The 25877-nt window shown below is 37.1% G+C and carries 19 protein-coding genes; 1 reads left to right on the top strand and 18 read right to left on the bottom strand.

The features are described 5' to 3' along the window. Position 1 precedes the first annotated feature (1 nt). The 11 genes from BUA02_RS13440 to BUA02_RS13390 form a co-directional block, all read right to left on the bottom strand. A complete protein-coding gene (locus BUA02_RS13440) occupies positions 2–730 on the bottom strand; it encodes a pseudouridine synthase (RefSeq protein ID WP_072705084.1) in 729 nt (242 codons plus the stop codon). 22 nt (positions 731–752) lie between these two features. Next, entirely contained in the window at positions 753–1802 is a 1050-nt protein-coding gene (locus tag BUA02_RS13435) for an N-acetylmuramoyl-L-alanine amidase family protein (RefSeq protein WP_072705081.1), read from the bottom strand. A 56-nt stretch (positions 1803–1858) separates the two neighbouring features. Then, entirely contained in the window at positions 1859–2557 is a 699-nt protein-coding gene (locus tag BUA02_RS13430) for an ATPase (protein WP_072705078.1), read from the bottom strand. Positions 2558–2575: 18 nt separating this feature from the next. Further along, positions 2576–3061: a pantetheine-phosphate adenylyltransferase gene (gene coaD / locus BUA02_RS13425; protein ID WP_072705075.1), complete on the bottom strand. Its 486-nt coding sequence runs from the start codon at positions 3059–3061 to the stop codon at positions 2576–2578. After that, the gene (gene rsmD / locus BUA02_RS13420) at positions 3058–3615 is read right to left on the bottom strand and encodes a 16S rRNA (guanine(966)-N(2))-methyltransferase RsmD (RefSeq protein ID WP_071176092.1); all 558 of its coding nucleotides are present in this window, start codon (positions 3613–3615) and stop codon (positions 3058–3060) included. The genes coaD and rsmD overlap by 4 nt, the downstream gene beginning before the upstream one ends. Further along, positions 3612–5849, bottom strand: a complete 2238-nt coding sequence (locus BUA02_RS13415; RefSeq protein WP_072705072.1) for a DNA gyrase/topoisomerase IV subunit A — start codon at positions 5847–5849, stop codon at positions 3612–3614. The genes rsmD and BUA02_RS13415 overlap by 4 nt, the downstream gene beginning before the upstream one ends. Positions 5850–5870: 21 nt before the next feature. Then, positions 5871–7793, bottom strand: coding sequence for a DNA gyrase/topoisomerase IV subunit B (locus BUA02_RS13410; RefSeq protein WP_072705069.1), 1923 nt, complete (start codon positions 7791–7793; stop codon positions 5871–5873). A gap of 35 nt (positions 7794–7828) precedes the next feature. Next, positions 7829–8698 (bottom strand): DegV family protein, encoded by an 870-nt coding sequence (locus BUA02_RS13405; protein WP_072705066.1) that lies wholly within the window; start codon positions 8696–8698, stop codon positions 7829–7831. 71 nt (positions 8699–8769) lie between these two features. After that, complete coding sequence (gene recG, locus BUA02_RS13400; RefSeq protein ID WP_072705063.1) at positions 8770–10851, bottom strand: ATP-dependent DNA helicase RecG; 2082 nt, start codon at positions 10849–10851, stop codon at positions 8770–8772. Between the two features lie 56 nt (positions 10852–10907). Then, positions 10908–12674: a DAK2 domain-containing protein gene (locus tag BUA02_RS13395; protein WP_072705061.1), complete on the bottom strand. Its 1767-nt coding sequence runs from the start codon at positions 12672–12674 to the stop codon at positions 10908–10910. Positions 12675–12713: 39 nt separating this feature from the next. Further along, complete coding sequence (locus BUA02_RS13390; RefSeq protein ID WP_071176098.1) at positions 12714–13076, bottom strand: Asp23/Gls24 family envelope stress response protein; 363 nt, start codon at positions 13074–13076, stop codon at positions 12714–12716. Between the two features lie 208 nt (positions 13077–13284). Here BUA02_RS13390 and rpmB point away from each other — a divergent pair, with 208 nt between their 5' ends. After that, the gene (rpmB, locus tag BUA02_RS13385) at positions 13285–13470 is read left to right on the top strand and encodes a 50S ribosomal protein L28 (RefSeq protein WP_071176099.1); all 186 of its coding nucleotides are present in this window, start codon (positions 13285–13287) and stop codon (positions 13468–13470) included. A gap of 96 nt (positions 13471–13566) precedes the next feature. Here the strand turns inward: rpmB and BUA02_RS13380 are convergent, their stop codons facing one another. The 7 genes from BUA02_RS13380 to BUA02_RS13350 form a co-directional block, all read right to left on the bottom strand. Beyond that, the gene (locus tag BUA02_RS13380; protein ID WP_072705057.1) at positions 13567–13983 is read right to left on the bottom strand and encodes a hypothetical protein; all 417 of its coding nucleotides are present in this window, start codon (positions 13981–13983) and stop codon (positions 13567–13569) included. A gap of 1 nt (position 13984) precedes the next feature. Further along, positions 13985–14752, bottom strand: a complete 768-nt coding sequence (locus tag BUA02_RS13375) for a hypothetical protein (protein WP_072705053.1) — start codon at positions 14750–14752, stop codon at positions 13985–13987. Positions 14753–14764: 12 nt separating this feature from the next. After that, positions 14765–15643, bottom strand: a complete 879-nt coding sequence (locus tag BUA02_RS13370) for a hypothetical protein (protein ID WP_072705050.1) — start codon at positions 15641–15643, stop codon at positions 14765–14767. Positions 15644–15660: 17 nt separating this feature from the next. After that, the gene (locus BUA02_RS13365) at positions 15661–18378 is read right to left on the bottom strand and encodes an ATP-binding protein (protein WP_072705047.1); all 2718 of its coding nucleotides are present in this window, start codon (positions 18376–18378) and stop codon (positions 15661–15663) included. Positions 18379–18494: 116 nt separating this feature from the next. Then, a complete protein-coding gene (locus tag BUA02_RS13360; RefSeq protein ID WP_242946513.1) occupies positions 18495–20729 on the bottom strand; it encodes an HD-GYP domain-containing protein in 2235 nt (744 codons plus the stop codon). A gap of 147 nt (positions 20730–20876) precedes the next feature. Continuing rightward, entirely contained in the window at positions 20877–21650 is a 774-nt protein-coding gene (locus tag BUA02_RS13355) for a response regulator (protein ID WP_072705041.1), read from the bottom strand. A gap of 12 nt (positions 21651–21662) precedes the next feature. Further along, complete coding sequence (locus tag BUA02_RS13350; RefSeq protein ID WP_072705038.1) at positions 21663–25877, bottom strand: hybrid sensor histidine kinase/response regulator; 4215 nt, start codon at positions 25875–25877, stop codon at positions 21663–21665.

Genomic DNA, 25877 nt, shown 5'->3' with positions numbered 1-25877 from the left:
TTTATAATCCTAATTCTTTTAATTCTTTTTCGTTCAATGATCTGTATTCAGAAGGACTTAAGCCTTCATCCAGTACAAGAGGACCAAAGGTGATTCTTTTAAGGAATTCAACCTTATTTCCAACTGCTTCAAGCATTCGCTTGACCTGATGAAATCTTCCTTCATGAATTATAAGATGAATGACAGGTCTCCCCTCAACATCTTTTTCTTGTTTTATGATCTTGGCAGGAAGCGTAAGATATGGAGTTCCATCGTCCCTGGTATCTCCAATATCGATTCCATCCTCCAATAATCTGATATCTTCATCTGAAAGTTCTTTTCTTAGATGGACTTCATAGGTCTTATCTACATGCTTCTTTGGAGAAAGAAGTTTGTGAATGAGCCCTCCATCATCAGTTAAAAGAAGTAATCCTTCAGTATCTATATCTAATCTTCCTGCAGGATTCAATCCCTTAACATTTTCATCCTTTAAAAGATCAAGAACAGTCTTGTTTTTGCCATCTGTTGTTGCAGAAACAACGCCTTGAGGCTTATAAAGCATAAAATAATGAAACTTAGAATATGTAAGGGGAATTTCATCAAAAGAGATTTCGTCGACGTTTTCATTAATATGAGTATCAGACTTCGTGACAGCTACGCCATTTACTTTACATCTTCCGTTTTTTACGTATTCTTTAATTTGTTTTCTGGTGCCAATATTATGATCACCAAGGAATTTATCTAATCTCAATTTATACTCTTTCTATCAATCATTAGTAGCCAGGAACTACAGCTGGAGCACTTTGTGTGAACAGTTCAAAGTTATTATAGGCCCTGCACACAATAATAGGATTTGTAACGCTCTTTGGAATATTCACATTAAAGGATTGTGTTTCCTGAGTTCTATCCCACATCTGAAGGTATGAGAATGTCTTTCCTCCGTCATAGCTGTAGGCAAAATAGATTATAGGGCTCTGACTATCCTTTGTAGACATTTGTACAAGTGCATTTCTTGATGATTTGTCATAAGAAATCACAGAAACATTGCAGTAATCTGGATCGGTAAGATCCTGTCTTACAGGTGCACCAGGCTTTTTAACTGATGTAAACTTATAGCCTGAATAATCAATTCCAGTAGAACTAGAAGTTAATTTAAAATATTTTGCAACTGCTGTTGCATCACATACTCCAAGTTTACTTGTAAAATCAGCCTGTTTCAATAAAGGAAGATCATATCCATGGTCAAGGTAAGCATGTTCAATGATTACACAAGGAATGTTTCTTGCTACGCTTGCTCTGATGATACCGTAGTAGTCTTTTCCAGTGCTGCCAAGCTTTGATTTAACGCCTTTTTGATAAAGGCCAAGTGTAGATAGTTCACTTGATTCAATCTGGCCGAAATCGTAACCGGCCTGATAAAAAGAGCCAAAGGCTGAAGTCCAGACTTCTGAACCATAGAAATTATGCTCTGTAGAAGCATTGAAATGAATGCTGTAAACAAAATCTGCGTTTACACTTTTAGCAAATGCTGCTCTGTCCTCGAGAGAAATAAAGCCATCAGTAGTTCTGGAAAGATAAACAGTTACGTTATCGTACTTTTCAAGCTCTGCTTTCATTGCATTTGCAACTTTTAATGTAAGATCTTTTTCTGAAAAACCGTTGTACTGAGCACCAAGATTCCTATCACCTGTTCCGCCATGACCTGGATCGATAACGATCACAACAGGCTTATTTGCGGCTTCTGTATTGATAGTAAAGCTTGGTAAAAATAGAAATGAGAATAAACTCATAATAATAGCAAAAGAAACTAAAACTTTTTTCATTTATATCCCCTTTTTCAAAATAAGCTGTCGCATAAAAGCGGCAGCTTAATGTTTTCTTAGTTGATCATATCTAGATTAAGTGCTTCCTGTTCAGTGATTCCTGCCTCTTCTACAGCCTGTGGCTCTGGAGATGGCGTCTGACTTGAAGCTTCCGGCATCTTGAGATCAGCTCTGTTTGACTTTATAACCTCACTATACTGAGTAAGAGCTGAAAGAATGCTGTCATTGCTCTGGCTGATATTCTTGACCATCTCAACGCTGTGAAGCTTGATGGAATCAATAATATCATCAGTGTTCTTGCTGGTTGCATCAATTGACTGAGAAATAACATCCTCAACACCTGCAAGTAACTGATCTGTATACTGTACAGCTGAAGCTTTCATGTTATTAGCTTCGATCATAGCGTTATCAAGAATCTCTTTTGCCTGCATCGCAGCCTGAGAAACTACTTCATTGGCCTGAGCATAGGCCTGCTGCATGATCTCATGCTCATTAATAAGCTTGTTTGTCTTGATAGTTGCCTGATCTACGATCTCTTCAGCTTTCTTTCTTGCGTCATTCAAGATAGCTTCTTTATTACTGATGATCTTCTGATACTTCTTGATCTCTTCAGGAGTTTTACTCCTAAGCTCTCTTAAAAGCTCATCAATTTCCTCTTTATTTACTATGATCTTGGTCTGAGAAAGAGGCTGAGGCTTACAATTATCGATATATGTTTCGATCTCATCAATAAGTTGTTCAATCCTGCTGGTCATTTTATTACCCCCGTAGTTTTATCTAAAACCATATTTTTTGTACAGCGCATCTGCCACAAAATCAGAAACACATGGCGAAATATCACCGTTATAGCTGGCAATTTCCTTAACAACTGAGCTACTAAGGTATGAATACTTAATGCTTGTTGTCAAAAATACAGTATCAACCATGCTATGTGAAAGTTCTTTATTAGTCTGTGCTATCTGAAGTTCATATTCGAAATCAGTTATAGCTCGAAGTCCCCTGATAACAATATGAATATTTTCTTTTTTACAATAGTCTATAAGTAGACCATCAAAAGATTCTATTTCGACATTATTAAGAGCTTTTACGGACTCTCTTAACATTTTAACACGTTCATCAAGGGTAAACAATGGAGTTTTGGCGGAATTGCACATTACTGCCACAACAACCTTATCAAACATGGCTGATGCACGCTGTATCACGTCCAAATGTCCCAGTGTGACTGGATCAAAGCTGCCAGGATATACTGCTACTTTCATAGACTTTCCTTTCTGTACAAAAATACATGTTTGTTAGTTTTGTATTCTTTTTCTCTTCTAACTTCAAAACCATAGTCTGAAACAAAAGAGAAATCCATGTCTACGGCACTTTCTAGAATGATCATTGTGTTCTCAGTAACATAAGACATATTTGATAATTGAGAAAGCGTTCTTTCATAAAGTCCAGCCTGATATGGTGGATCGATAAAAATGATATCTGCTTCTTTTTCATGTATATTTCTAAGAGCAATTACCACATCCTGCTTGAATACAGTAGCTACGTCTTCGAAATGAGTGGTCTTAAGGTTTTCCATTATACATTTATAGGCCTTAGCGGCATTTTCAATAAAATATGCTCTAGAAGCTCCTCTAGATAAAGCTTCAATGCCTATTCCACCACTTCCAGCAAAAAGATCGATAAAAACAGCTCCTGGAACGTCATTCTGTATCATATTAAATAAAGTTTCTTTGATCCTGTCCTGTGTAGGTCTGGTATCATTTCCCTCAGGAGTCAAAAGACGAAGTCTTCTGGCGCTACCTGCAATTACTCTCATAATCTCACCTTTGTTCCTTTTGTATCTCTGCTTGTTACTTTTAAGTGTCCAAGATGAAGTTCTTTGTCGTTGTGTTCTATGGATTTTTCTTCCATGTCATTGAGATAATAGACATCTCTTACAAAGTCATTCTTTCCAAGCCTCATACCACGTACACCTACAGCGGCTTTCTTTTTCTCAGGAACCTGTTCAACGTAGAATCTAAGGAAATAGCCTTCATTAGACTGCAAGATCACTGTTTTTTGAGTGTGAAGGATCTCTACGTTTACAACCTCATCGCCATCACTTAGCTTGGTTGCAGCTACGGTTCTCTTTGAAACATCAAATTCTCCGCCATCTACTATTTTCATCATAGACATTTTAGTAGTAAATAACAACCTGTATAGGTTAAGGTCTGACTGACTTGCGGCAAGGACAATAGTTTCCTTGGAGGTATCAAAATTACTTACATTATCAATAGGTACACCCTTATCTCTCATCTTGCCCTGAGGAAGATCCATAGCCTTAACAGTATGGAGATTACCAGTATTAGTAAAGAAGCATACCTTACCTGTGTTCTTCATGATAAATGAGAACTTAAACTCAGCTTCGATAGTCTCTTTGTTCTTTTCGTATGTAGTAGCATCGATAGTCTTGGCATAGCCAAACTTATCCATGATAAATGCAACATCCATCTCTTCAACAGGCTTTTCTTCGTATACAGCAGTCTCTCTGTTATCGATAACAGTTTTTCTCTGCGCCTGATACTCTTTTTTGATCTTGAGTAGCTCATTTTGGATAACCATTGACATAGAGTCATGGCTCTCTAAGATATCTTCATATCTGTAGATATTAGCAACTGTCTGCTCGTGCTCTTTTACAAGGGCATCAAGTTCAAGTCCAATGAGCTTGTAGAGACGCATCTCTAAAATAGCATCTGCCTGAGCCTCTGTGAAAAGAAGCTGTGCAGCCATAGCCTGAGATTCTCTTGATTTAAAGTTTATTCCATCTGTAACGCCATTTACAAGGCAGTTCTTGGCCATGGCGCGGTCTTTTGACCCTCTAAGAACTTCGATAACAAGGTCAATCACATTACAAGCCTTAATGAGGCCTTCTTGAATCTCCTTCTTATCCTGTTCCTTTTTGAGAAGTGTTGTATATTTTCTGGTTGCTACTTCAAACTGGAAGTCAGCACAGGCACGCATGATCTCTTTTAAAGACATGGTCTCTGGCCTGCCGTTATCAATAGCAAGCATGTTTACGCCAAATGTATCTTCAAGCTTAGTCTTTTTGTAAAGAAGGTTTGTAAAGTTCTCAATATCAGTATCTTTCTTTAGCTCAATAACGATTCTGATACCTTCTTTTGATGACTGGTTAGAAATATCGATAATGTCATTTGTTATCTTCTTTTCAGCAAGCTCAGCCACATCAGCCATGAACTTACCAATTCCCATACCTATCATAGTATAAGGAATCTCAGTGATAACAAGATTTATGTGACCGTTTTTGCCCTTCTCAGTCTCAACCTTACCTCTGATCCTGATCTTGCCGACACCTGTTTCATAGATCTCTCTAAGGTCATCCTTATTGATAACTATGCCGCCAGTTGGGAAATCAGGTCCTTTGATATATTTCATCAGGTCCTTGGTAGTGAGTGTATCATCCTGAATATATGCAATCTCAGCGTCAATTACTTCTGCAAGGTTATGAGGAGGTGTGCTGGTTGCCATACCTACAGCTATACCTTCAGAACCATTGATAAGGAAATTAGGGATCTTAACAGGAAGTACTGATGGCTCTTTTTCTGTCTCATCAAAGTTTGGAAGGAAATCAACTACGTTCTTATCAAGATCTTCAAGGAAGTTCTCCTGAGTGATCTTGGAAAGCCTTGCCTCTGTATAACGCATGGCAGCGGCTCCATCACCTTCGATGTTACCGAAGTTTCCATGACCATCAACAAGTGGAATGGCCTTCTTGAAATCCTGAGTCATTACAACAAGACAATCATAGATAGAGCTGTCACCATGAGGATGATATTTACCCATTGTATCACCGACGATTCTGGCACTCTTTCTGTAAGGTCTGTCATATCTGATGCCAAGTTCATACATATCATATAGTGTTCTACGCTGAACAGGCTTAAGACCATCTCTTATATCAGGAAGTGCACGTGCAACGATAACACTCATGGCATAATCGATGAATGATTTTTGCATTATTTCAGAATATTCTGTTCTTATAATTCTGTCTTCCATTTTATCTATCCTTTGTATTTATCAAACATCAAGCTCGGCATCTGTTGCATGCTGATGAATAAAGTCTCTTCTTGGTGGTACGTCTACGCCCATAAGAAGTTCTGTCATCTGAGAAGCCATCTTGGCATCCTCGATTTCTACTGCTCTTAACATTCTGCGTTCAGGATCAAGTGTTGTCTCCCAAAGCTGCTGAGGATCCATTTCACCAAGACCTTTATATCTCTGCAGAGTGAAATTACCCTTATGAGTGTTTCTATACTTGATAAGGGCACTGTCATCATAGAGATACTCCTCTTTGCCTTTAGAAGGCATAGCCTTATAAAGGGGAGGCATAGCAATATATACATGTCCCTGATATATAAGCTCGGGCATGAATCTATAGAACAATGTTAAAAGAAGTGTGGCAATGTGCTCACCATCGACATCGGCATCGGCCATGATGATGATTTTGTCATAACGAAGCTTGTTGATGTCGAAGTCATTACCATATCCTTCTGAAAAACCGCATCCAAAGGCATTGATCATGGTCTTGATCTCGGCATTTGCAAGGACTTTATCAATGCTGGCCTTTTCTACGTTAAGAATCTTACCTCTGATAGGAAGGATAGCCTGATAGTTTCTATCACGAGCCATCTTGGCACTACCACCAGCAGAATCTCCCTCTACAATAAAGATCTCGCACTTTGAAGCATCCTTACTGATGCAGTTTGCAAGCTTACCGTTAGAATCAAATGAATATTTCTGTTTGGTAAGCATATTTGTCTTTGCTTTTTCTTCTGTCTTCCTGATCTTGGCAGCTTTTTCAGCGCAACCAATTATAGCCTTTAATGTTTCAAGATTTCTGTCAAAGAATCTTGTTATCTCATCGTTAGTGATCTTGGATACGATCTTGGCTGCGTCCTGGTTATCAAGCTTGGTCTTGGTCTGACCTTCAAATCTAGGATCAGGATGCTTGATAGATACAACAGCTGTCATACCATTTCTGACATCTGTACCTGTAAAGTTATTGTCTTTGTCCTTGAGGATATTCAGTTCTCTAGCATACTGGTTGATGATATTTGTAAACATTGTCTTAAAGCCAGTAAGGTGTGTACCACCTTCTGCATTATAGATATTGTTACAAAAACCAAGAACTTCCTCATGAAATTCATTTACATACTGGAAAGCTACTTCAACTTCTATGCCTTCACTTTCTCCGCTAAAAGAAACAACATCATGAACAGCCTCTTTTGACTTGTTCATATCCTTGATAAAGCCAGTGATACCATCAGGCTCATGAAATTCAACATACTCCTCAATTCCAGGTCTTTTATCCTGGAAAATGATAGTAAGTGAAGGATTAAGATATGCTGTTTCATGAAGTCTTGATTTTATATCATCTTCTTTGAAACGAGTTTTCTCAAAGATAGTATCATCAGGAAGAAAACTGATAGTAGTTCCGCAAGCCTTTGTAGTACCTACAGGTTCAAGCATACCGTTATTTAGCTTGGTCGTAGGGATACCTCTTTCGTATGTATCTTCGTATATATATCCGTCTTTTCTGATCTGAACCTTCATCCAGGTAGAAAGAGCATTTACAACGGATGAACCTACACCATGAAGACCACCACTGGTCTTGTAGGCATTATTATCAAATTTACCACCGGCGTGGAGCATAGTAAGAACAACACGCTCTGCTGTAATGCCTTTAGCGTGCATTCCTACTGGAATTCCTCGACCGTTATCTTCAATTGTAGCTGAACCATCAGCTTCTAATGTCACATGAATTTGTGTGCAGAAACCTGCGAGATGCTCATCTACAGCGTTATCAACTATTTCGTAGACAAGATGATTTAAGCCTCTTGTAGAAACGCTTCCAATGTACATACCTGGGCGCTTCCTTACAGCCTCAAGACCTTCAAGTACTGTTATGCTGGAAGCGTCATATTGTTCGTATGTAGCCATTAAGTTACCCCTTTTCAAAACTTTTTATATCAAAATTATACATGGACTTTTTTAGTGACTGTTACAGCCAAAGCGCCTGGTCCAATGTGGCAGGCAACAGAAAGAGAAAGTGGATCCATATGAATATCAAATCCAGGGAAGGCTTCCTCTAACTCTTTTTTCCAATCATTTGCAAGATCAAGGTCCTTAGTATAAGCACAAGCAATGTGGAAATCCTTGGCATCCATACCGCCAAATCTATTCTCGATATCTGCCTTTATAGCGTTTATCATGATAGTCTTGCCCTGGCTGCTTGTTCTAGCCTTGGCAAATGCATCAAGCTTCTCACCCTGAATCTGTAGAACTGGCTTAAGTCTAAGAAGTGTTCCTAAAGCTGCAGCTGCAGGAGTGATACGACCTCCTTTTTTGAGATAATACAATGTATCAAGCATGATATAGATACTAGATTCAAACTTAGTATCCATTAGAACTTTTACAATTTCTTCAGCAGAATATCCTGCGTCAGCCATGGCCTTAGCATCCAGGGCTGACTGCCTTTGAGTTACTGATATTCTCTGATTATCAACTACGAATACTTTGCCTTCGTACTCTTCCTGCGCGATCATGTAAGCACTCTGACAAGAACCAGAAAGACCGCTGCTCATTGGTATATAAATGATCTGGTCATACTCTTTTAATACCTTATCCCAAAGAGTCATAAGAGAATCAGGAGTTGGCTGGCTTGTAGATACTGATGCATCTTCGCCAAGCTTTGTATAAAACTGCTCCTGTGTTAGATTAATATCCTCAAAAAACTCTTCATTATTTATCATGAAAGGCATTGGAACAACAAAGATTCCAAGCTCCTCAGCCTGAGACTGAGTAACACCACTATTACTATCTGTGATAATTGCTATCTTTGACATACTAAAAAGCAGTCGACAAAAGGCCGACAATCCTCCCATTTTTAAACTTAAACACTAGTTCTATATTACTTTTATAAAGCCATTAAGTCAACCGGATTTGCAGATTTTGTATATAGCATATCTCTAATCACACCATGTTGTGGCTTAGTTAAATCCGGGTCTTCCAAAAGGATCTTATCAGCATCCATAGCAGCAGCTTTTACAAGGTCACTGTCGTGGTATATGTCGCCAACTCTGAAGTTCAAATCTCCGCTCTGCCTAACTCCAAAGAGATCTCCAGGTCCTCTTTGTCTTAAATCCTCTTCAGCAATCTTAAAACCGTCATTTGACTTATTCATGATATCAAGCCTTTGTTTTGCCTCATCTGACTCTGATGTATTAAGGAAAATGCAATAAGACTGCTCTTTTCCTCTACCTACTCTGCCTCGAAGCTGATGAAGCTGTGAAAGGCCAAATCTCTCAGCATTTTCTATCATCATAACAGTGGCGTTTGGCACATTGATCCCGACTTCGATTACCGTTGTAGAAACCAGAACATCTATATCTTTCCTTGCAAAGGCCTCCATGATCTCATCTTTGGCAGAAGGCTTCATCCTGCCATGTAGCATTTCCACCTGAATATTAGAAGGAAGGGCTGCTCTTAGCTTATCAGTATAGTCTGTTACATTCTCTACACCGTCAAGTTCCCCTTCTTCTACCATTGGACAGATCACATAGGCCTGCCTTCCTTTTTCAACCTGATCTTTAATGAATTTATAAGCAGTTGGCCTGTAGTCAGTACCTACAACACAGTTCTTGATTGGAAGTCTGCCGCCAGGAAGTTCGTCAATAACCGAGATATGAAGGTCTCCATATAATATGATGGCCAAAGTTCTAGGTATAGGAGTTGCACTCATGGCAAGAACATGGACATTTTCTCCCTTTCCAGCAAGAGATTCCCTTTGTCTTACTCCAAATCTATGCTGCTCATCAGTAACTACAAGGGCTAGGTTCTTATAATTAACTTTTTCCTGAATAAGAGCATTTGTTCCGATGATGCAGTTAACTTCCCCTTCACTGATCTGCCTTTGAGCTTCTTTTTTATCCTTTGCAGAAAGAGCTCCTGTTAAAAGAACTGGTTTTATGCTCTTTAAGTTATATTTTTGGATTATCTCTTTGAAGTTTTCGTAGTGCTGGGCGGCCAAAACTTCAGTAGGAGCCATTAGAGCACCCTGATAACCGTTTGCAGCAGTTGTTAAAAGAGCAAGTAGCGCTATCACAGTCTTACCAGATCCCACATCACCTTGGATCAGCCTGTTCATGACGCTTTCACCCGAAATATCATTTTTGATATCTTCCCAGGCATTTAGTTGAGCTTTTGTGAGTTTATATGGCAGCTGCTCCAATAGTCTATTAACTTCTGAAACTTCTATCATAGGAAAAGAATTCTTTAAAACTTCCTGTGTATTTTTTAATAGACGCAGCTTTAAGACAAATAAAAGGAATTCATCATAAGCAAGACGTCTTCTTGCGCTTTCCAGATAATCACTGTTTTTGGGAAAATGAATATTATAAATAGCTTCGGAATAACCCATGAGTTCGTATTTATCTAGTATCTCTTTTGGTAGGAACTCTTCAAAAGATCCAGCTGAAGAAAGTGCTCCCTTAACAGCTTTCATAACAGCAGTATTTGTAAGACCTTTAACCAAAGGATATCTAGGCTGCATGCTCCTTACGATTCCCATATATTCATCAAGCTTGTACATTTTGGGCTGATTCATAGTAAAGAAAGAACCTTTTCTTTGTACTTGGCCTCTAAATACATGAGTGGTACCAGATTTTAGAGAATTCATAAGATAAGGCGCGTTAAAATAAGTGATCTTGATCTTACCAGTCTGATCAGCAGCATCAAAAGCAATAATAGTAAGATTTCTGACTCTTCTTTTAACTACGTTACCAATGATAGTAAGCCTTACTGTATTGACTTCACCATTTATGACATCTGAAGCATTAACTATTTCGCTAAAGAGGTCATAGGTTCTGGGATAGTAGCCTATCAGATCCCCACATGTTCTGATGCCGCATTTTTCAAAAAGCTTAGCAGTCTTATCTCCAACGCCTTTAAGATTTATGATGTTTTCTTCAAGTTCTCTTTTCCCCAAATCACACCTCATAATTCTATATAGAAATAAAGCCAGGCAAAAAAGCCTGGCTGAATATTTCTAAATAATTACTCTGCTGAAAGAATGTAATAATAGATTGGCTGACCACCAAACTGAAGCTCAACGTCGCATCCGGGATATTCCTTGGAAATGCGTTCTTTAAGTGCTTCTGCATCCTTCTCTTCTACATCCTCACCGTAATATACGCTGATGAGCTCGAGATCTTCATTCATCATCCTAGAAAGCATCTCAAATGCTACATCTTCGATGCCAGATCCAACTGAAAGGATACCGGAATCACCGATTCCCATGTAATCGCCCTGTCTGATCTGAACATCATCAATAACTGTATCTCTTACGGCGTAAGTAACTTCACCAGTATTAACAGTAGAAATAGCATCTGTCATTGCAGCTACGTTATCTTCTACAGGAACATCAGGAACATAGTTAATGATAGCTGTGATACCCTGAGGAACTGTCTTGGAAGGAACAACTACGATCTTCTTGTCCTCATCGCCATCTTCACACATGATAGCTGCCTGATTAGCTGCAAGAATAATATTCTTGTTATTAGGAAGAACTATAACAGTGTCAGCATTGACTTTAGCTACAGCATCAAGAATATCAGCTGTGCTAGGGTTCATTGTTTGACCACCTTCAATAACATAATCTACACCAAGACCTCTAAATATATCAGCAAGTCCCGAACCTGCGCAAACAGTTACAAAACCGATTTCTTTACGTGGTTCATTGGATGCAGTTTCATCTATCATCTCAACCTTGTCTCCAAGAGGAATATCATCTCCAGGAAGATATGTAGGTGTGAGCTCTGCTGCTCCATTTATCTCTGTCTTTATCTCTGCCCATGAACCATCGTTGTTCTCATGGAAGAGCTTCTCTCTGTGTTCCATTCTCATGTTGTCAATCTTCATATTAGAAAGCTGGCCATACATAAGAGCTCTCTGAATAGCAAGACCAGGATCATTAGAATGTACGTGTACTTTGCAGATCTCATCATCTGCAACCATTACGATACTGTCACCAATTGACTCAAGGAAGTTCTTGAAATCAATTTCCTGCTTAACATTAAGAGGTTTTGATAAAAGAACTATGAACTCAGTACAATAACCGAACTTGATATCTGCTTCTTCCTGTACTTCATTCTTTGTAACAGGAGTTGCTGACTCTTCATTTATTGAAAGGTCGATCTCTTTGCCGAGATAACCATCAAATGCTCCCTTTAATACCTGTACAAGTCCCTGTCCGCCTGAATCAACTACACCAGCCTGCTTAAGAACAGGAAGCATATCAGGAGTCTTTGAAAGAACCTCTTCTGCATACTTGATAACTTCTGCACAGAAGAACTCAATATCTTCAGTTCCTTCTGCAGCAAGCTCATGAGCCTTCTCGCTTGCTCCCTTAGCAACTGTAAGGATGGTACCTTCCTTTGGCTTCATAACAGCCTTGTAAGCTGTCTCTACAGCCTTATCGAAAGCTTCTGCCAAAATCTGAACATTAACTTCATCATTTGTCTTAACAACCTTAGTGAATCCTCTAAGGAGCTGTGAAAGAATAACACCTGAATTACCTCTTGCTCCACGAAGAGAACCAGATGAAATTGCTTTACAGATAGCTTCCATACTAGCACTATCATTTAATGCAGAAACCTCTTTAGCTGCAGACATGATAGTCATTGTCATGTTAGTACCAGTATCTCCATCAGGAACAGGGAAAACATTAAGCTCATTTATCCATTCCTTCTTGGCCTCAAGATTCTTGGCACCAGATAAAAACATCTTTGACAGCATCTTAGCGTCAATTACATTATTACTCAAAACAAAATTCCTCCTAGACTTGCCTAAATCGAATACTTATCAATCTATCACGCGGACACCTTCGATGTAGATATTGATCTTCTCGATTTCAAGCCCGGTAAATTCTTCTACTTTATATTTGACGTTATCAATCAAGTTGTCTGAAACAGCTGAAATGCTAACACCATAAGCAACTATAACATGGAAATCTAAAACCAGTTTATTATTGTCATCAAGAGATACATTAATACCTCTTGTCATGGAATCGATCTTAAGAAGGCTTACAAGGCCATCCTTAACGTTGACGTTAGCCATTCCGACAATTCCAAAGCACTCCATAGCAACAGCACCTGCATACTGGGCAATTACTTCATTATCAATAGAAATATTTCCCATGTGAGTGTTAACCACCGAAGTCTTCATATTTGTCCTCCTTATCAGGTAGCCATAGGACCACCTTTTTAGCATACATATAGTATTATAATAGCAGTTTCTAAAAAAATAAACCATAAATTTTGTATATTTTGCTTGCAATCCGTTTTTGTTTCTGCTAATATATCAATGTTGCGGATGTAAATCCTCAATAATATCGCTATTGATTAGATTACATGGCTTATAAGGAGGTGTCAAAATGGCTAAATGTGATATTTGTGGCAAGGGCGTTCATTTCGGAAACAACGTAAGCCATTCTCATAGAAGATCTAACAGAGTTTGGAAGTCTAACGTTCAGAACGTTACATGTAAGGTTAACGGACAGTCAAAGAGAATGCACGTTTGCACAAGCTGCCTTAGATCAAACAAAGTTGAAAGAGCTTGATAATTTTAAAAATAAAAACCACCGAGTTATCGGTGGTTTTTTTGTATCAAAAAAACGGCAAGCGGATGTATGCTTACATACAAATCCACTCTTCTTTTAGATCTGAAAAGCAAATAATGAAAGCTTTCCAATAATAAGTTCTCTTACTATTATACCCATCTCTTCTTTTTCATTTCCGGGAATTTTAACCAGTTGTTCTATAGTAAATACCTTTTCCCTATATCCTTTAGTATTATCTCCTCTTTTTTTATAAAGAGATGTTCTTACTCTGGCTTTTAACTGTTTTAACACCTTATAATCAAAAGAATCTTTTTCTAAATAATAAAGATGGCTTTCTATTGTAGTTGATGGATCAATCTTTTCGATAAGATATTTTGAAATGATAGTCTTAAATTTAAAAGGAACCATCTCATTATTTAAGAGCTCATTATAATCATAACGAGCTCCAAAATAATATCTTTCAAGATCCTGCATATAGTATTTGAAATCGTCTTCATTAACAATATTGTTCATGTCAGTTTTTCTTTTTTTCTCCGCTATCAAGATCTTCTATATTATCACCGCTAAATTTAATGGCGGATCTTATTTTGTCTTCATCCCAGCCAGTTTCCTGCATAAGTTCAGCTACAGTAACTTTTCTTCTAAGGTCTTCTGCAAGCTCTGCAGCCTTGTCGGCCACTTCCTGAACAAGCTTTAAAACCTTCTGACTTCCTGCATCCTCAGCAAGATTTTCCTGAATGATGTTCTCCATTGCATCAAGCATGAGCTTATAAAGAAAGCTTTCTACTTCTTCGGGCTCTCCTACTGCATCAAGCATTGTTACACCTTTTGTAAGGGCTACATTTCCTTCACCAATAAGATCCTCAAGAAAAACACCTTGATCTGAGTACATTCTAGCAACATCTACAACAAGAGGTAGATACATCTCAATAAGCTTACTTTGTGAATCCTTATCTCCTGCAATTGCTGACATAGAGATTGCCTTTTTCTCTCCGTCTGTGTATTTTGGAAGAGCTTCAAGGCTTTCAATATAGTCCTGAAGATAATTTTTTTCTTCTGTAGAAAGACCCTCATCAGTATCAACAGCTTCTCCATCTACGGAGATCTTGTGATTTTTGAGGTATTCAAATACCATCTCGAACTGCTTATCATCAAAATCGAGCTCTGAAAAAGCTTCTTTTACCTGCTCACTTGAGATTACGTTCTTATTTTCTCTTGCAAATCTTGTGACCTGCTTTAATATTTCTGCAAATTCTTTTTCTTTATTATCAATATTTCCCATTACTGCTCCAAATTATTTAATATGCTGATGTGTAAATAAATGATCCTGGCAATATTCATAGTTGCCATTACATTTTGAACAGAATCTGAACTCTGCATTAGGATCGCTAATTTCTGTCTTGCCGCAAACTGCGCATTTATGCCTTGTGATTCCTGGTGGTACGATCTTAGTATTTTTCTTAAATTCATTTCTTCTCTTAACTTCAGAAGGCTTTAAATGATGAGCTTTACCAAGCGAGATATAGAATAAAAGAAGGTTGATAAGCTGTAAAAGAACTGCAAACAATGTAGCATAATCAAGGGCAAATAAAGCAAATAACACTTCTATAACCATTCCCACGCCATAAAGAATTCCAAGATATTTAACCTTTACAGGAATAATGAACATCAATAGTACCTGTAAATTTGGATAACAGATTGCAAAAGCAAGAAATACTATTGTCTGTATATGTGTTGTAGAAAATAGTAAAGAAGCAAGATTTAACTCATATGCAAAAGCTTCTGTACCAAAGCCAAGCTGCAGTCCATAAAAGAAATATGTAAGAAACGCAGCAAGAATCATAAAAAGACAACCTGCAAAAATAAATACATTGTATCTAAAGGTTCCTAGAGTCCTCTCCATTGTATTACCAACGAAGTAGTAAAAAAGTAAAGTGATGATAGTTAGCAGGTTAAATCTTCCCATAGGAATGATCACCCATGTAAATAATCTCCAAATCTGACCATGTAACACCAGATTTGGATCAAGAGTCAAATATGATAAGAATCCTGTTCCATTTCCTACTATGCTTATCATATATCCAATTATATATAGTCCGATAATATACATAGTAAGATTTGGAATAGCATATTTTCCAATCTTCCTCTCAAGGTTATTAAGGAATTTGTTCATTTAGTTAAAACCTCATTTCAAGTATTTAACAGCTCTGAAATGTTCTTCATAAGAGAAGGTGTATCATTTGTAAAAGGAATAATAGGTGTATCTGCCTTTGCAGGATCATCTATCATTTTTAATCTTTTACTGAGCTCGTTATCTCCATTATTATAGACATCGCTGTTCATAAGCACAAGGTCAAAATAATCAGAATGAGCCGCTTTTATCTTTTCATAGGCCTCAAATTCATCAAGTGCTATCTGAATTTCAAAGCCTACTTTCTTCATGATCTTGCTGGCAAAGAGCTGATTTGGAAGACTGTCTTCCAATACAAGTACTCTCTTACCTGAGAAATTATATGAATCAATTTCTGCTTCGTTTTCATTTGATTTAGCTTTAGATTCTGTGTTGATAAGAAGTGGAACTTCGACAGTAAACTCAGATCCCTTGCCTTCAATAGAAAAGACATCTATCGTTCCTTCCATCATATCAACTATCTTCTTGCATATGGCAAGTCCAAATCCTATTGTATGGAAATTCTTGAAATTTGCACGTTCCTTGGCATATGGGTCAAAAATGGAATTGATTATATCCATACTCATTCCTGGTCCATTATCTTTTATCTGGAACATAAATCTTGCTTTCTCAGGATCGTAGGATGTAATCTCTTCAACATTCATGACAAGAAGGCCTTCAGCAGGAGTATACTCAATAGCATTTGTAAGTATATTTATGAGAACCTGAGTAAGTCTTATTCTGTCTGTCAAAACATCAGGGTGCTTTATATTTCGATAGTTTACACTGATAATGTGCTTCTTTTCTTCCATTGATTCAGAAGTAACAGTTCTAACGTCCTTGATGATCTCATAGATGTTTACCGGTGTATTTTCAAGCAGAACCTGACCGCTTTCAATCCTGCTAAGGTCCAGGACATCATTTACAATATTAGAAAGACATTTAGCACAAATATCGATCCTGTCGACAAAAACAATAGTTTCTTCTTTACTGTTTGAATGCTTAATGAGATCCACAAGTCCTTCAGTAGCATTGATATAAAATCTTAGATTTTCACTATAATTACTTAAGAAATTAGTTTTCTCGGAACTTGTTTTTTGTATATCAAGTTTTTCTGATTCTTTTTCCTTGATCCTTCTGCGGGTTCTGTTTATGTCTCTGACGCTAAGAGCAATTATTGCAGATAAAAGAACAATAATGATGATAAATACGCCAAAGAAATGATCATTTATAAAATCCTTGAAGGTATAAACGCTCATAGCATCCATATATCTGTAAGAAAGATTTTGGATATACTCATCTCCTAAAACATGGACACCACGGTTAATAAGTTTTAACAGGCCTTCATTACCAATCTTGACACCAATGCATCTGTCATCACTAAAGCTTAATTGTCTAAAGGACAAATTCCTGTAATCGTTCTTTTTTAAGAAGGCGCTGGTTCTGATACCATTAAGAGTTGTAAATGAAACTTCGCCTTTAACCACTGCATTCAAACACTCTTCAATTGAAGAATAGTAAGAAATTGAAGCCTCAGGAAAGTGTGTCTTTACATAGTAATACTGCATCTTATTGTTCTTGTTTACAGCAAAATCAGATACAGGCGTTCCAAGAAAATCAACTCTATATATAAGATCGGTTAGTGAGGAAACAAGAGGATTTGAAAGGTAAATACCATCTTCTTCTGAGTAATAAAGTCCACCGCCTACAGGAAAAGCGATATCTACTTCATCACTTGTAAGGCCTTTGACTAGTTCTTCATAAGAATCATAACCCACATATCTGACAACAATATCCGGAATATTCAGCTCTTTAAATAATGCCGGTACAAGCTCACATATCATACCGGTAACATGACCATCCTTATCAGTACAACTATATGGCAGATAATTATTGAGATAACCTACTGTAATAGTCTGATGTGAATTAATCCAGTCTTTTTCTACTTTACTGTAGGCTCTACTCGAAAGTGTAACCGGATAATACTTATTTCTAATGGTTGCAACGTAATTTGGTTCCTCAAAAAAGAGCTGCTCCTGGGCGTCATTTAATTCTTTTAGCAAATAAGGCTTACCAGGGCAAACGCCAATGTAATAATCTGATTCACCAAAAGAAAAAAGATACTCTGCATGTCTTCTGTCATAGATACCGTCATTTTCAGCGGCAAGAATATCAATCTGCTTTTTGTCAAAGGCATTTAGCAGCGTGCTGTAATCTGTATAAGTAATAATTTGGGCGTTTATTCTATGGTTTGAAATATAATTATTTAGAATATCATAGATAGCACTATCAAGGACACCAATAGTCTTTCCATTAAAAGAACGAGGATCTAAAGTTATATCCTTATCAAAATCATGCTTTACAAAACTATACTTTTCTGACCCCATTGCTTTTTCGGGAAAAAGAATAATGTTAGATCTTTCTGATGTATAAGCGAGACCTGCAACAAAATCAACTTCACCCTTAAGGAGCATCTGATAGATTTCTGAAAAATCGCCATAAACATATTCATACTCCCATCCAGTATATTCAGAGAGTTTACGATAATATTCATATGCGTAGCCACTTTTAACAGCATTATCTGAGGCACCATCTTCAAAGACCTCATTTTCATAGTAACCGACACGAACCTTCTTGGTATAAGCACTAGATGCATTACAATTAATTGGAAAATAAGTGAATATAATCAAAAAACAAAGAATAAAAAGAATTAGACTTTTGGTCTTATTTTTTACCATAACCTTTATCCCCTCCATTAAGGTTATACAACATTTTAATCATACCATTATTTAGACAATAAAAAAAGCCCCACATAACGCAATTTCGCATTATGCAAGGCTCTGAATCTAAATGATCATCTTACGATCCTGATGTCAGTAAGGGCAACTTCATCTCCTGTAAGGGCTACGTATACCTTGTCGTTATGATCACGAAGAATTGTTGTGTTATCAATAGATATGCCTAGAGTTTCTGTAACTGTCTCGACCTTATTACCCCTCTTCATGAAAAGAACCGAGTATTCAAGGCCTTCTTTATTGATCTCTCTCCATTTATCCCAGCCAGGGAAGCTTTCTTTTTTCTTCATGTTAAAGTTGTTATCTGCCAAAGAACTATTTCCGGAAATCTCACCGTTTAGCTTAATAAGGGCAAATTCTTTATATCCTTCTCCGAAAACCTTCCCATCATCTGAATAGAAAATAACTACATAAGGACAATGCCATACAAGATTAGATGAAGGAAGGCTAAGGGAATGAAAATCTATCCTAAACTCTTCATCTATCAGAACGCTCTTTGTATAAGCTGATCTGGTCTTGTCTATTTGAATATTTGGTATATCTGATTCAAGTCTGTCAGTATAAATGAGAGAATCAGAAATCTTGGCAATTGAAAGTGAATCAATCCTGGTATCAGTCTTCTTATAAGCAATATTCTTGATATAACAGTTTTCACCAGTAAGTCCTATATAAGCTGATTTTGAATTATCATAGAGTGATATGATAGCAGATACAGTGCAACAGCTGTTTGTCATATCAATTTTAATGTGATCATCATATTTTGAAGCTGTTATCTCATACATTCCAAATGCATCATATTTAGACCTGTTTTTGTGTTCAATAACCTTAACTTCCATGTTCCTTGCGGAAGTAGAAACATATTTTCCATCAGGCCATATCTCTGCATATTCCTGGTATCGATAAGCTTTAACTGCTCTTGGATTAGTGTGATGATGCATATCATAGGAATCAAATACAATTATTGAAGGCGTAGAGAACTCCCCTTCTTCATGTTCCATAGGTTCGGCCTCAAACTGAATTATGGTGATCATATCATTTAATTCAATTCCAGTCGAAACCTTTTCCTTATACAGTTTGCACTTGATTTCAGTTTCTCTAACGCTTTTATCAGCCTTAATTAAATTTTCTTTATCCATAAGATGGATCATGATATTTGCATAGATCGGATCATAGATGATTCCAGCATTCTTAATAAACTCTTCCCTCATGATGATATAAGGAAGGGCCTCCTCATCATCGCCGCCTCCGGTCATTTTAATATATGATTCTGCTACAGCTATTATCCTTGCAGCCTGTGGAATATTATTGCCTTTCAAGCCATCTGGATAGCCACTGCCGTCATAGTTTTCGTGGCAATATTTAGCGGCATTTTTTAGGAATGGATATTCATCAATGCCTGATAATATATTACTGCTAAGAATAGGAATTTCTTTTATCAAAAGTTCGTCTGCAGGACTTGGCGCAGTCTTATTTAGAATCACTACATCAGGAAGACAGAGTGTTCCAACATTATATAAAAGAGCTGCATAATAAACTTCATCACATTTATCCGGCTCATTTCCTTCACCTTCAGCAATTGCTCTTGCAAGATTAGCCAGATTGAATATATAACCTTTCTCGTAGATACCCTTTTGTTCCATTGCTTTAACAAAAGAATTAGCTGTCTGATTAAAGAGCCTTTTCATGCGTAGCTCATCTTCTTTTAGCTTACCAATCTCTATCTGATGAGCTCTGGCAACCGTTCTATTAATATCAAGATAAGTAAATATATAAAGGGATATAGAAACAGCAACCAGCGACATATTTACTATGGAAATTCCATAAGTAAAAATCTGGATCACACCAACAGTTATAGGAACTGTAATATATAAAATAAGAGAAGTATAGATCAGTTTACTAAAGAATCTTTTAAATCTAACAATGACAGAATATTGAATAAACGGGCAAACAACAGGCAAAATATAACAGAGTAAGAATCCCTCACCTCTGTGATAGACATTATTTTCATCGATATAGTAAATAAAGTCATTAAACTGAGTAGCTACTACTAAAAGCAACTGGATCAAACAGCCAATAGTAACAAATTGAAGTCTTTTTGGAATCTTGTAACTCTTATCATAATCATTGATAAGATTTATGATGTAGTAATTGAAGATCAGGACAACAGCAGTTGTCATGAAGAATACAAAGAAATTGCTGACCCTGACCATAATATAGCCGGTTTTGGTCAATACACCTGAATAAAGGTATGCCTGCCTGTCAAATAAAAGAAGGAGTGTGGCGCTCAGCTCCATATAGAAAAGAATAGTCTTTCGTCTTTTATCCAAAGATTGGGTAAAACAAAGTAAGACAGCGAAAGAAAGACACGCTGCAGACAAAGCTAACATAATATCTAATTGATACGTTCTTATGAAATCAAACATAAATCGCATCTCCTTAAATTATGCGCTGTGCATAATAAAGAACTCCTTGAGCTTTTCCAAAAGCTCTTCTTTCTTGATATCCTTAAGAAAATAACCTTCAGGTCTTAAGGAAACAACTGCCATTACGCTTTCTTTATCACTTTTACCAGTAAGGAAAAATACTGGAATTGTCCTTGTTTCAGGATCACTTCTTAGCATTTCAAGTACCTGAGGTCCACTTGTTACAGGCATTTCATGGTCTAAAAGGATAAGATCAACCTTATTTTTGCCAAGATATTTAATGGCCTGTAAACCAGAATTAGCCATAAAAACTCTGTATGAATCCTTGAGCCACTGTCTGACAAGTGACAAATACTGAGGATCATCATCGACGATCATGATACTCTTTTGGAATTCACCAGAATTTGATTTATCAAAAAATGCCTTTATAGCAGTGATAAATTCATCATTATTTACAGGTCTTACGAATTTCTTATAGATAAGATCTGCATTCATCTGCTTAGTCGTATAATCAATCTCTGCTTCCTCACCTACAAGAAGGATCTTATAATCATTTTGAGACACCATATCGATAAGGAAATGAAGTGTATCCTCTTTTTGCTTGATTCCGTCATCCAGGTAAAGAACAAAAAGCGTTGCTGCATCCTTTACTGCATTTAGATCATTAACTGTAAAGGGAACAAATTGACCGTCAACTCTGTTTGAGCAGACCTTTTCGATAAGTGCCCTTAAAATAAATGATTCTTTTTCTGCTGTAAAGACTACCTTTTTGAATATTGATGTGTTTTCCATGATGTTTCCCCTTTACTTTAATATAAGATCTTCCATGCCTTCCCAATCAAATTTCTTTAGTAATCTGTTTAATTCACTTATCTTATTTGCATCTTCCTCAGGAAGAAGATATTTAGTAAGATTATTAACTATCATCTCTACTGAATCATAATCCATTTGAGGTATAAGTTCTGCCAAAGCTTCGTAGGCATCCTTAAGGTTTTCTTCAGTTATCATTTCCTTTTCTGTGTTATCATCCTGCTTGGCGATTATTCTGGATAGTTTATCCTTATATTCATTATACTGCTTTAGGAAGTCATCTGTCTTAGCACTGATAAACGTTATATCTTTTTGATTTCCGGCATCTTCAAGACTCTTTGCAAAATTAGAAAGATCAAGAGCACCAATGATCCTGCAGGAACTCTTAAGAGCATGAACCTTGATAGTATAAAGTCTTATATTGTCGCTTTCATAGGCGTCTTTGATAAGCTTTGTATTTTCATCGATAGTTTCAAGGAAAAGATCAAGTGCATACAAAAAGCCTGAAACACCGCCAGAATTCTTTATACCCTCTTCTACATTTATACCTTCTACGTCATAGATCCAAGACATATCTTCCGGAATCTCTGTAAGCTCTGCTGGAACATCTTCCTCTGAAGGCTGTTCCATCTTGCTCTCAGGAAGATGTTTCATAATTGTCTTTTCAAGTAATTCACCATCAACAGGCTTTCCCAAAAATCCATTAAATCCCTTGGATAAATAGAAATCTTCACCAGCAACTGAATTTGCGGTAAGGGCGTAAACAGGGATGTCAGGTTTAAATTCTCTTATAATGGCAAGTGTCTCTATTCCGTCAAGACCAGGCATCATATGATCAAGGAATACCACATCATAATCATTATCCTTAAGCTTATCGATTGCTTCTTCTCCGCTATCAGCAGTTGTAACAAATACCTTGGTCGCTTTTAACAATCCCTTGAATACGTTAAGATTCATAGGATTATCGTCAACAACAAGGATATCTGCATCAGGAGCTACAAACTTAGGAACATAGTGTCCGCTTGCCTTGCTTTCTTCTAAAACAAAAGCACCAACAGGAGATTCATCAGCAATTATCTGTTCAAAGGTAAAAATAAATTCTGAACCTTCTCCATAAACGCTCTCACACCATAGATTTCCACCCATGAGCTCTGCAAATTTCTTTGAAATATTAAGACCAAGACCAGTTCCCTGAATAGAACTGTTCTTTTCTTCATCAAGACGCTCATATGCAGTAAAGAGCTTTTCCATGTCTTCTTCTTTAACGCCCATTCCTGTATCTTTTACAGAAATCCTTATCTGTGCCTTAGCTCCATTTCTTTCATACATAGATACATTAAGGCAGAAACCTCCCTTACTCGTATATTTAACCGCATTGGTAAGTATATTCAAAACAACCTGTTTTATCTTTCCTGCGTCACCATAAAGTCTCTTAGGAAATATCTCATCAACAACAACATCAAATGAAAGGCCCTTTTCATTACTCTTTATCTTGATCATGGAAATAATAGAACGCAGCATATCTGCTGTATCATATTCCTGTTCCACAAGGTGCATCTTGCCGGATTCAATCTTGGAAATATCCAGCAGATCATTTATAAGGCCAAGGAGTGAATCAGCGGCGTTTCTAATATCAAAGGCATAGTTCATCATGGACATGTAATAGCCCTTAGGAACATTGGCAGAATCCTCTCTTAGAATCATCTCATTCATACCCAAAATGGTATTGATAGGCGTTCTTATTTCATGAGAAATATTTGCAAGAAATCTCGTCTTTGCTTCGTTTGCTTTTTCTGCTTCTTCCTTTGCTCTTCTGATCTCAGCATATTGCCTACTGATGACTGTGGTTCTAAGCGTCCACCAAACAATAAGACCAGCAATGATCGCAAATGTCAATACTGTCAGCACTCTTATGAATATAAGTTCACCGATTCTTGCAGATTTTTTTATTCTATATGCATTATCCTGTATTACTTCACCTGTTGAAGAATTCAAAAGTTGAATATGAACCTTATAATTTCCATATGGAAGATTTGTAAATTCCAATGGAACAAGTTCATCTCTATTATAGGTAACTCCATCATCCTTGCCGCCTTCAAGATAAAGACGAATTGTTGGATTGACCATAGTGTAGTCCATTACTGAAGGCGTTATCTGTACGCGGCGACTGGTAGATGGAATATTATAGACCCCGTCTTTATCAGGAAGAACATACTCTTTATCGCAATAGACAGACTTTATGCCCATTAATACATGTTCATTCTTTTCATAATAATTATTGATATTTACGCCTATTAGGCCATATCTTCCTGGAATATACAGATTTCCTTCATTATCAATATAGCCAAAAGAATTACTAGTAATTGCAAAAGGAAGACCGTTTGCAAGTGTATATAACCTGTAATCAGTTACATTATCCTGCATCATATCATCTGCTTTTACTTTGTAAATTCCATAAGATGATAATATCCAGACATTATCTTCATCATCAAAATATATGTCATAATTATTATTATAAGGGAAAGTAGTAACTTCATAGATCGCTCCGTCCTTCATATATTGGATAGAGTTTGAGGTTACGATCCAGAGCAGTTGTCTCTTTTCATCCTTGACAATTCGCATGACAACATCACTAGTAAGTCCATCTTCCCTATCTATCTTATTGATATCATCTCCATCAATTGCATAGATTCCATCACCGTCTGATCCGGCAAAGATAATTCCTTCGTTTCCCTCGACCAAAGTAAGGAATACAAGATTTTTGATACCATCTTTAGATGTGTATTTTTTGATGACTTTATCATTTTCAATAATAGCGATTCCGCCGTTAGTTGCGGCAATAATGCCACCATCTTTTGAAACGATGATGGTCCTTATCTGATTATCTGGCATTCCAGTACTTTTATCAAAAGACTTTATTTCTTTTTCTGCAGAATAGCATACAAGTCCCAGATCATGATTGTATGTTGCGACCCAGAGATTGCCTTTTTCATCAGATATAATATCTCTGACCCTAGCGTCCCCAATATACTCTGTAAGCTCATTCTCAAAGCTTTTGCCATTTTTATCAACAATCTTTAAGCCGCTATCAGTTCCTATGTACAAATTTCCATGGAACTTGTATGCGGCATTTGTAAGTTCTGATGGGAGGCCGGCTTTTTCTGTTATGTTGATGAAATTATTGGTGACAAGCTTCATGACCCCTTGCGTAGACGAAGCAACCCACATATTTCCCTGATAATCAGAGGTTGTCATTTCAATCCCACTTGTAAGCGGCAGGTTTTCAAAAAGATGGAAGTTACTATCTTCATCGATGTATCCAAGCATATTTGTAGATGACACCCAAACTCTTCCACAGTCATATGAAAGCCAATGGGTCTCGCTGATTGGAGATACATCAATTTTTTTCATATTCTCTTTTTTGTCACCAAATTTTCCGTAATATACATAGGAACCTTCGGTGCCGATATAAACCATATCTTCATTGTGTGGGTCAGCCAAAAGAGATGTTATCTTCTCAAATCCAAGGACCTTGTGATCATACATTTGAGAAATTTTGCAATCATCTATAGCAAAGATACGTCCGTCTTTGGCCTGCCCATAAATTGTCCCTGAAGGGCTTCTGTCCATTTTAAGGACTCTTTCATCAGCAATTTTATATCTTGTAAGTAAATGTACTTCATACGCAGGATCAATATAGCAAACACCTGAAGTCGTACCAACAAAGATATTTCCTGAATTATCTTCTGAAAAAATTCTGATGGATGAGGAAGTAAGACCGTCTTTATAAGTAAAATGTCTGCTTTCGTTTCCGTCAACAACAACTACACCGTTATCATTTGTTCCTACCCAGATCCTGCCTTTGCTATCTTCAAATATTGCCCTGGCACTTGTTAGGCCTTCGATTCCTTCTATTCTGTCAAAAGAACTGCCATCATATTTGAACACACCACTATAACCTCCAACGTAAATATGTCCGTCGGAAGCACCAAGAATAAACATGGCGTCAGATGTAGGAAGTCCATTTGAAGAGTCATAAACCTTAGTAGAAAAAGATGATCCTTCTATTTGACCTGTAGCTGCAAAACCGCCACCATAAATCTTGTATTCATTCAGTTCATCGCTTTCCTTGGCATAAGTAATCAACTGGCTACTATTACCAGCTGCAAGGAAAAATAAAATTGATAGAAGCAGCAATATTTTCTTCAC

This window comes from Butyrivibrio hungatei DSM 14810 (assembly GCF_900143205.1).
GTDB lineage: Bacteria > Bacillota > Clostridia > Lachnospirales > Lachnospiraceae > Butyrivibrio > Butyrivibrio hungatei.
The sequence above is the reverse complement of the archived record's forward strand: the minus strand, read 5'-3'. Positions and strand labels throughout refer to the sequence as shown.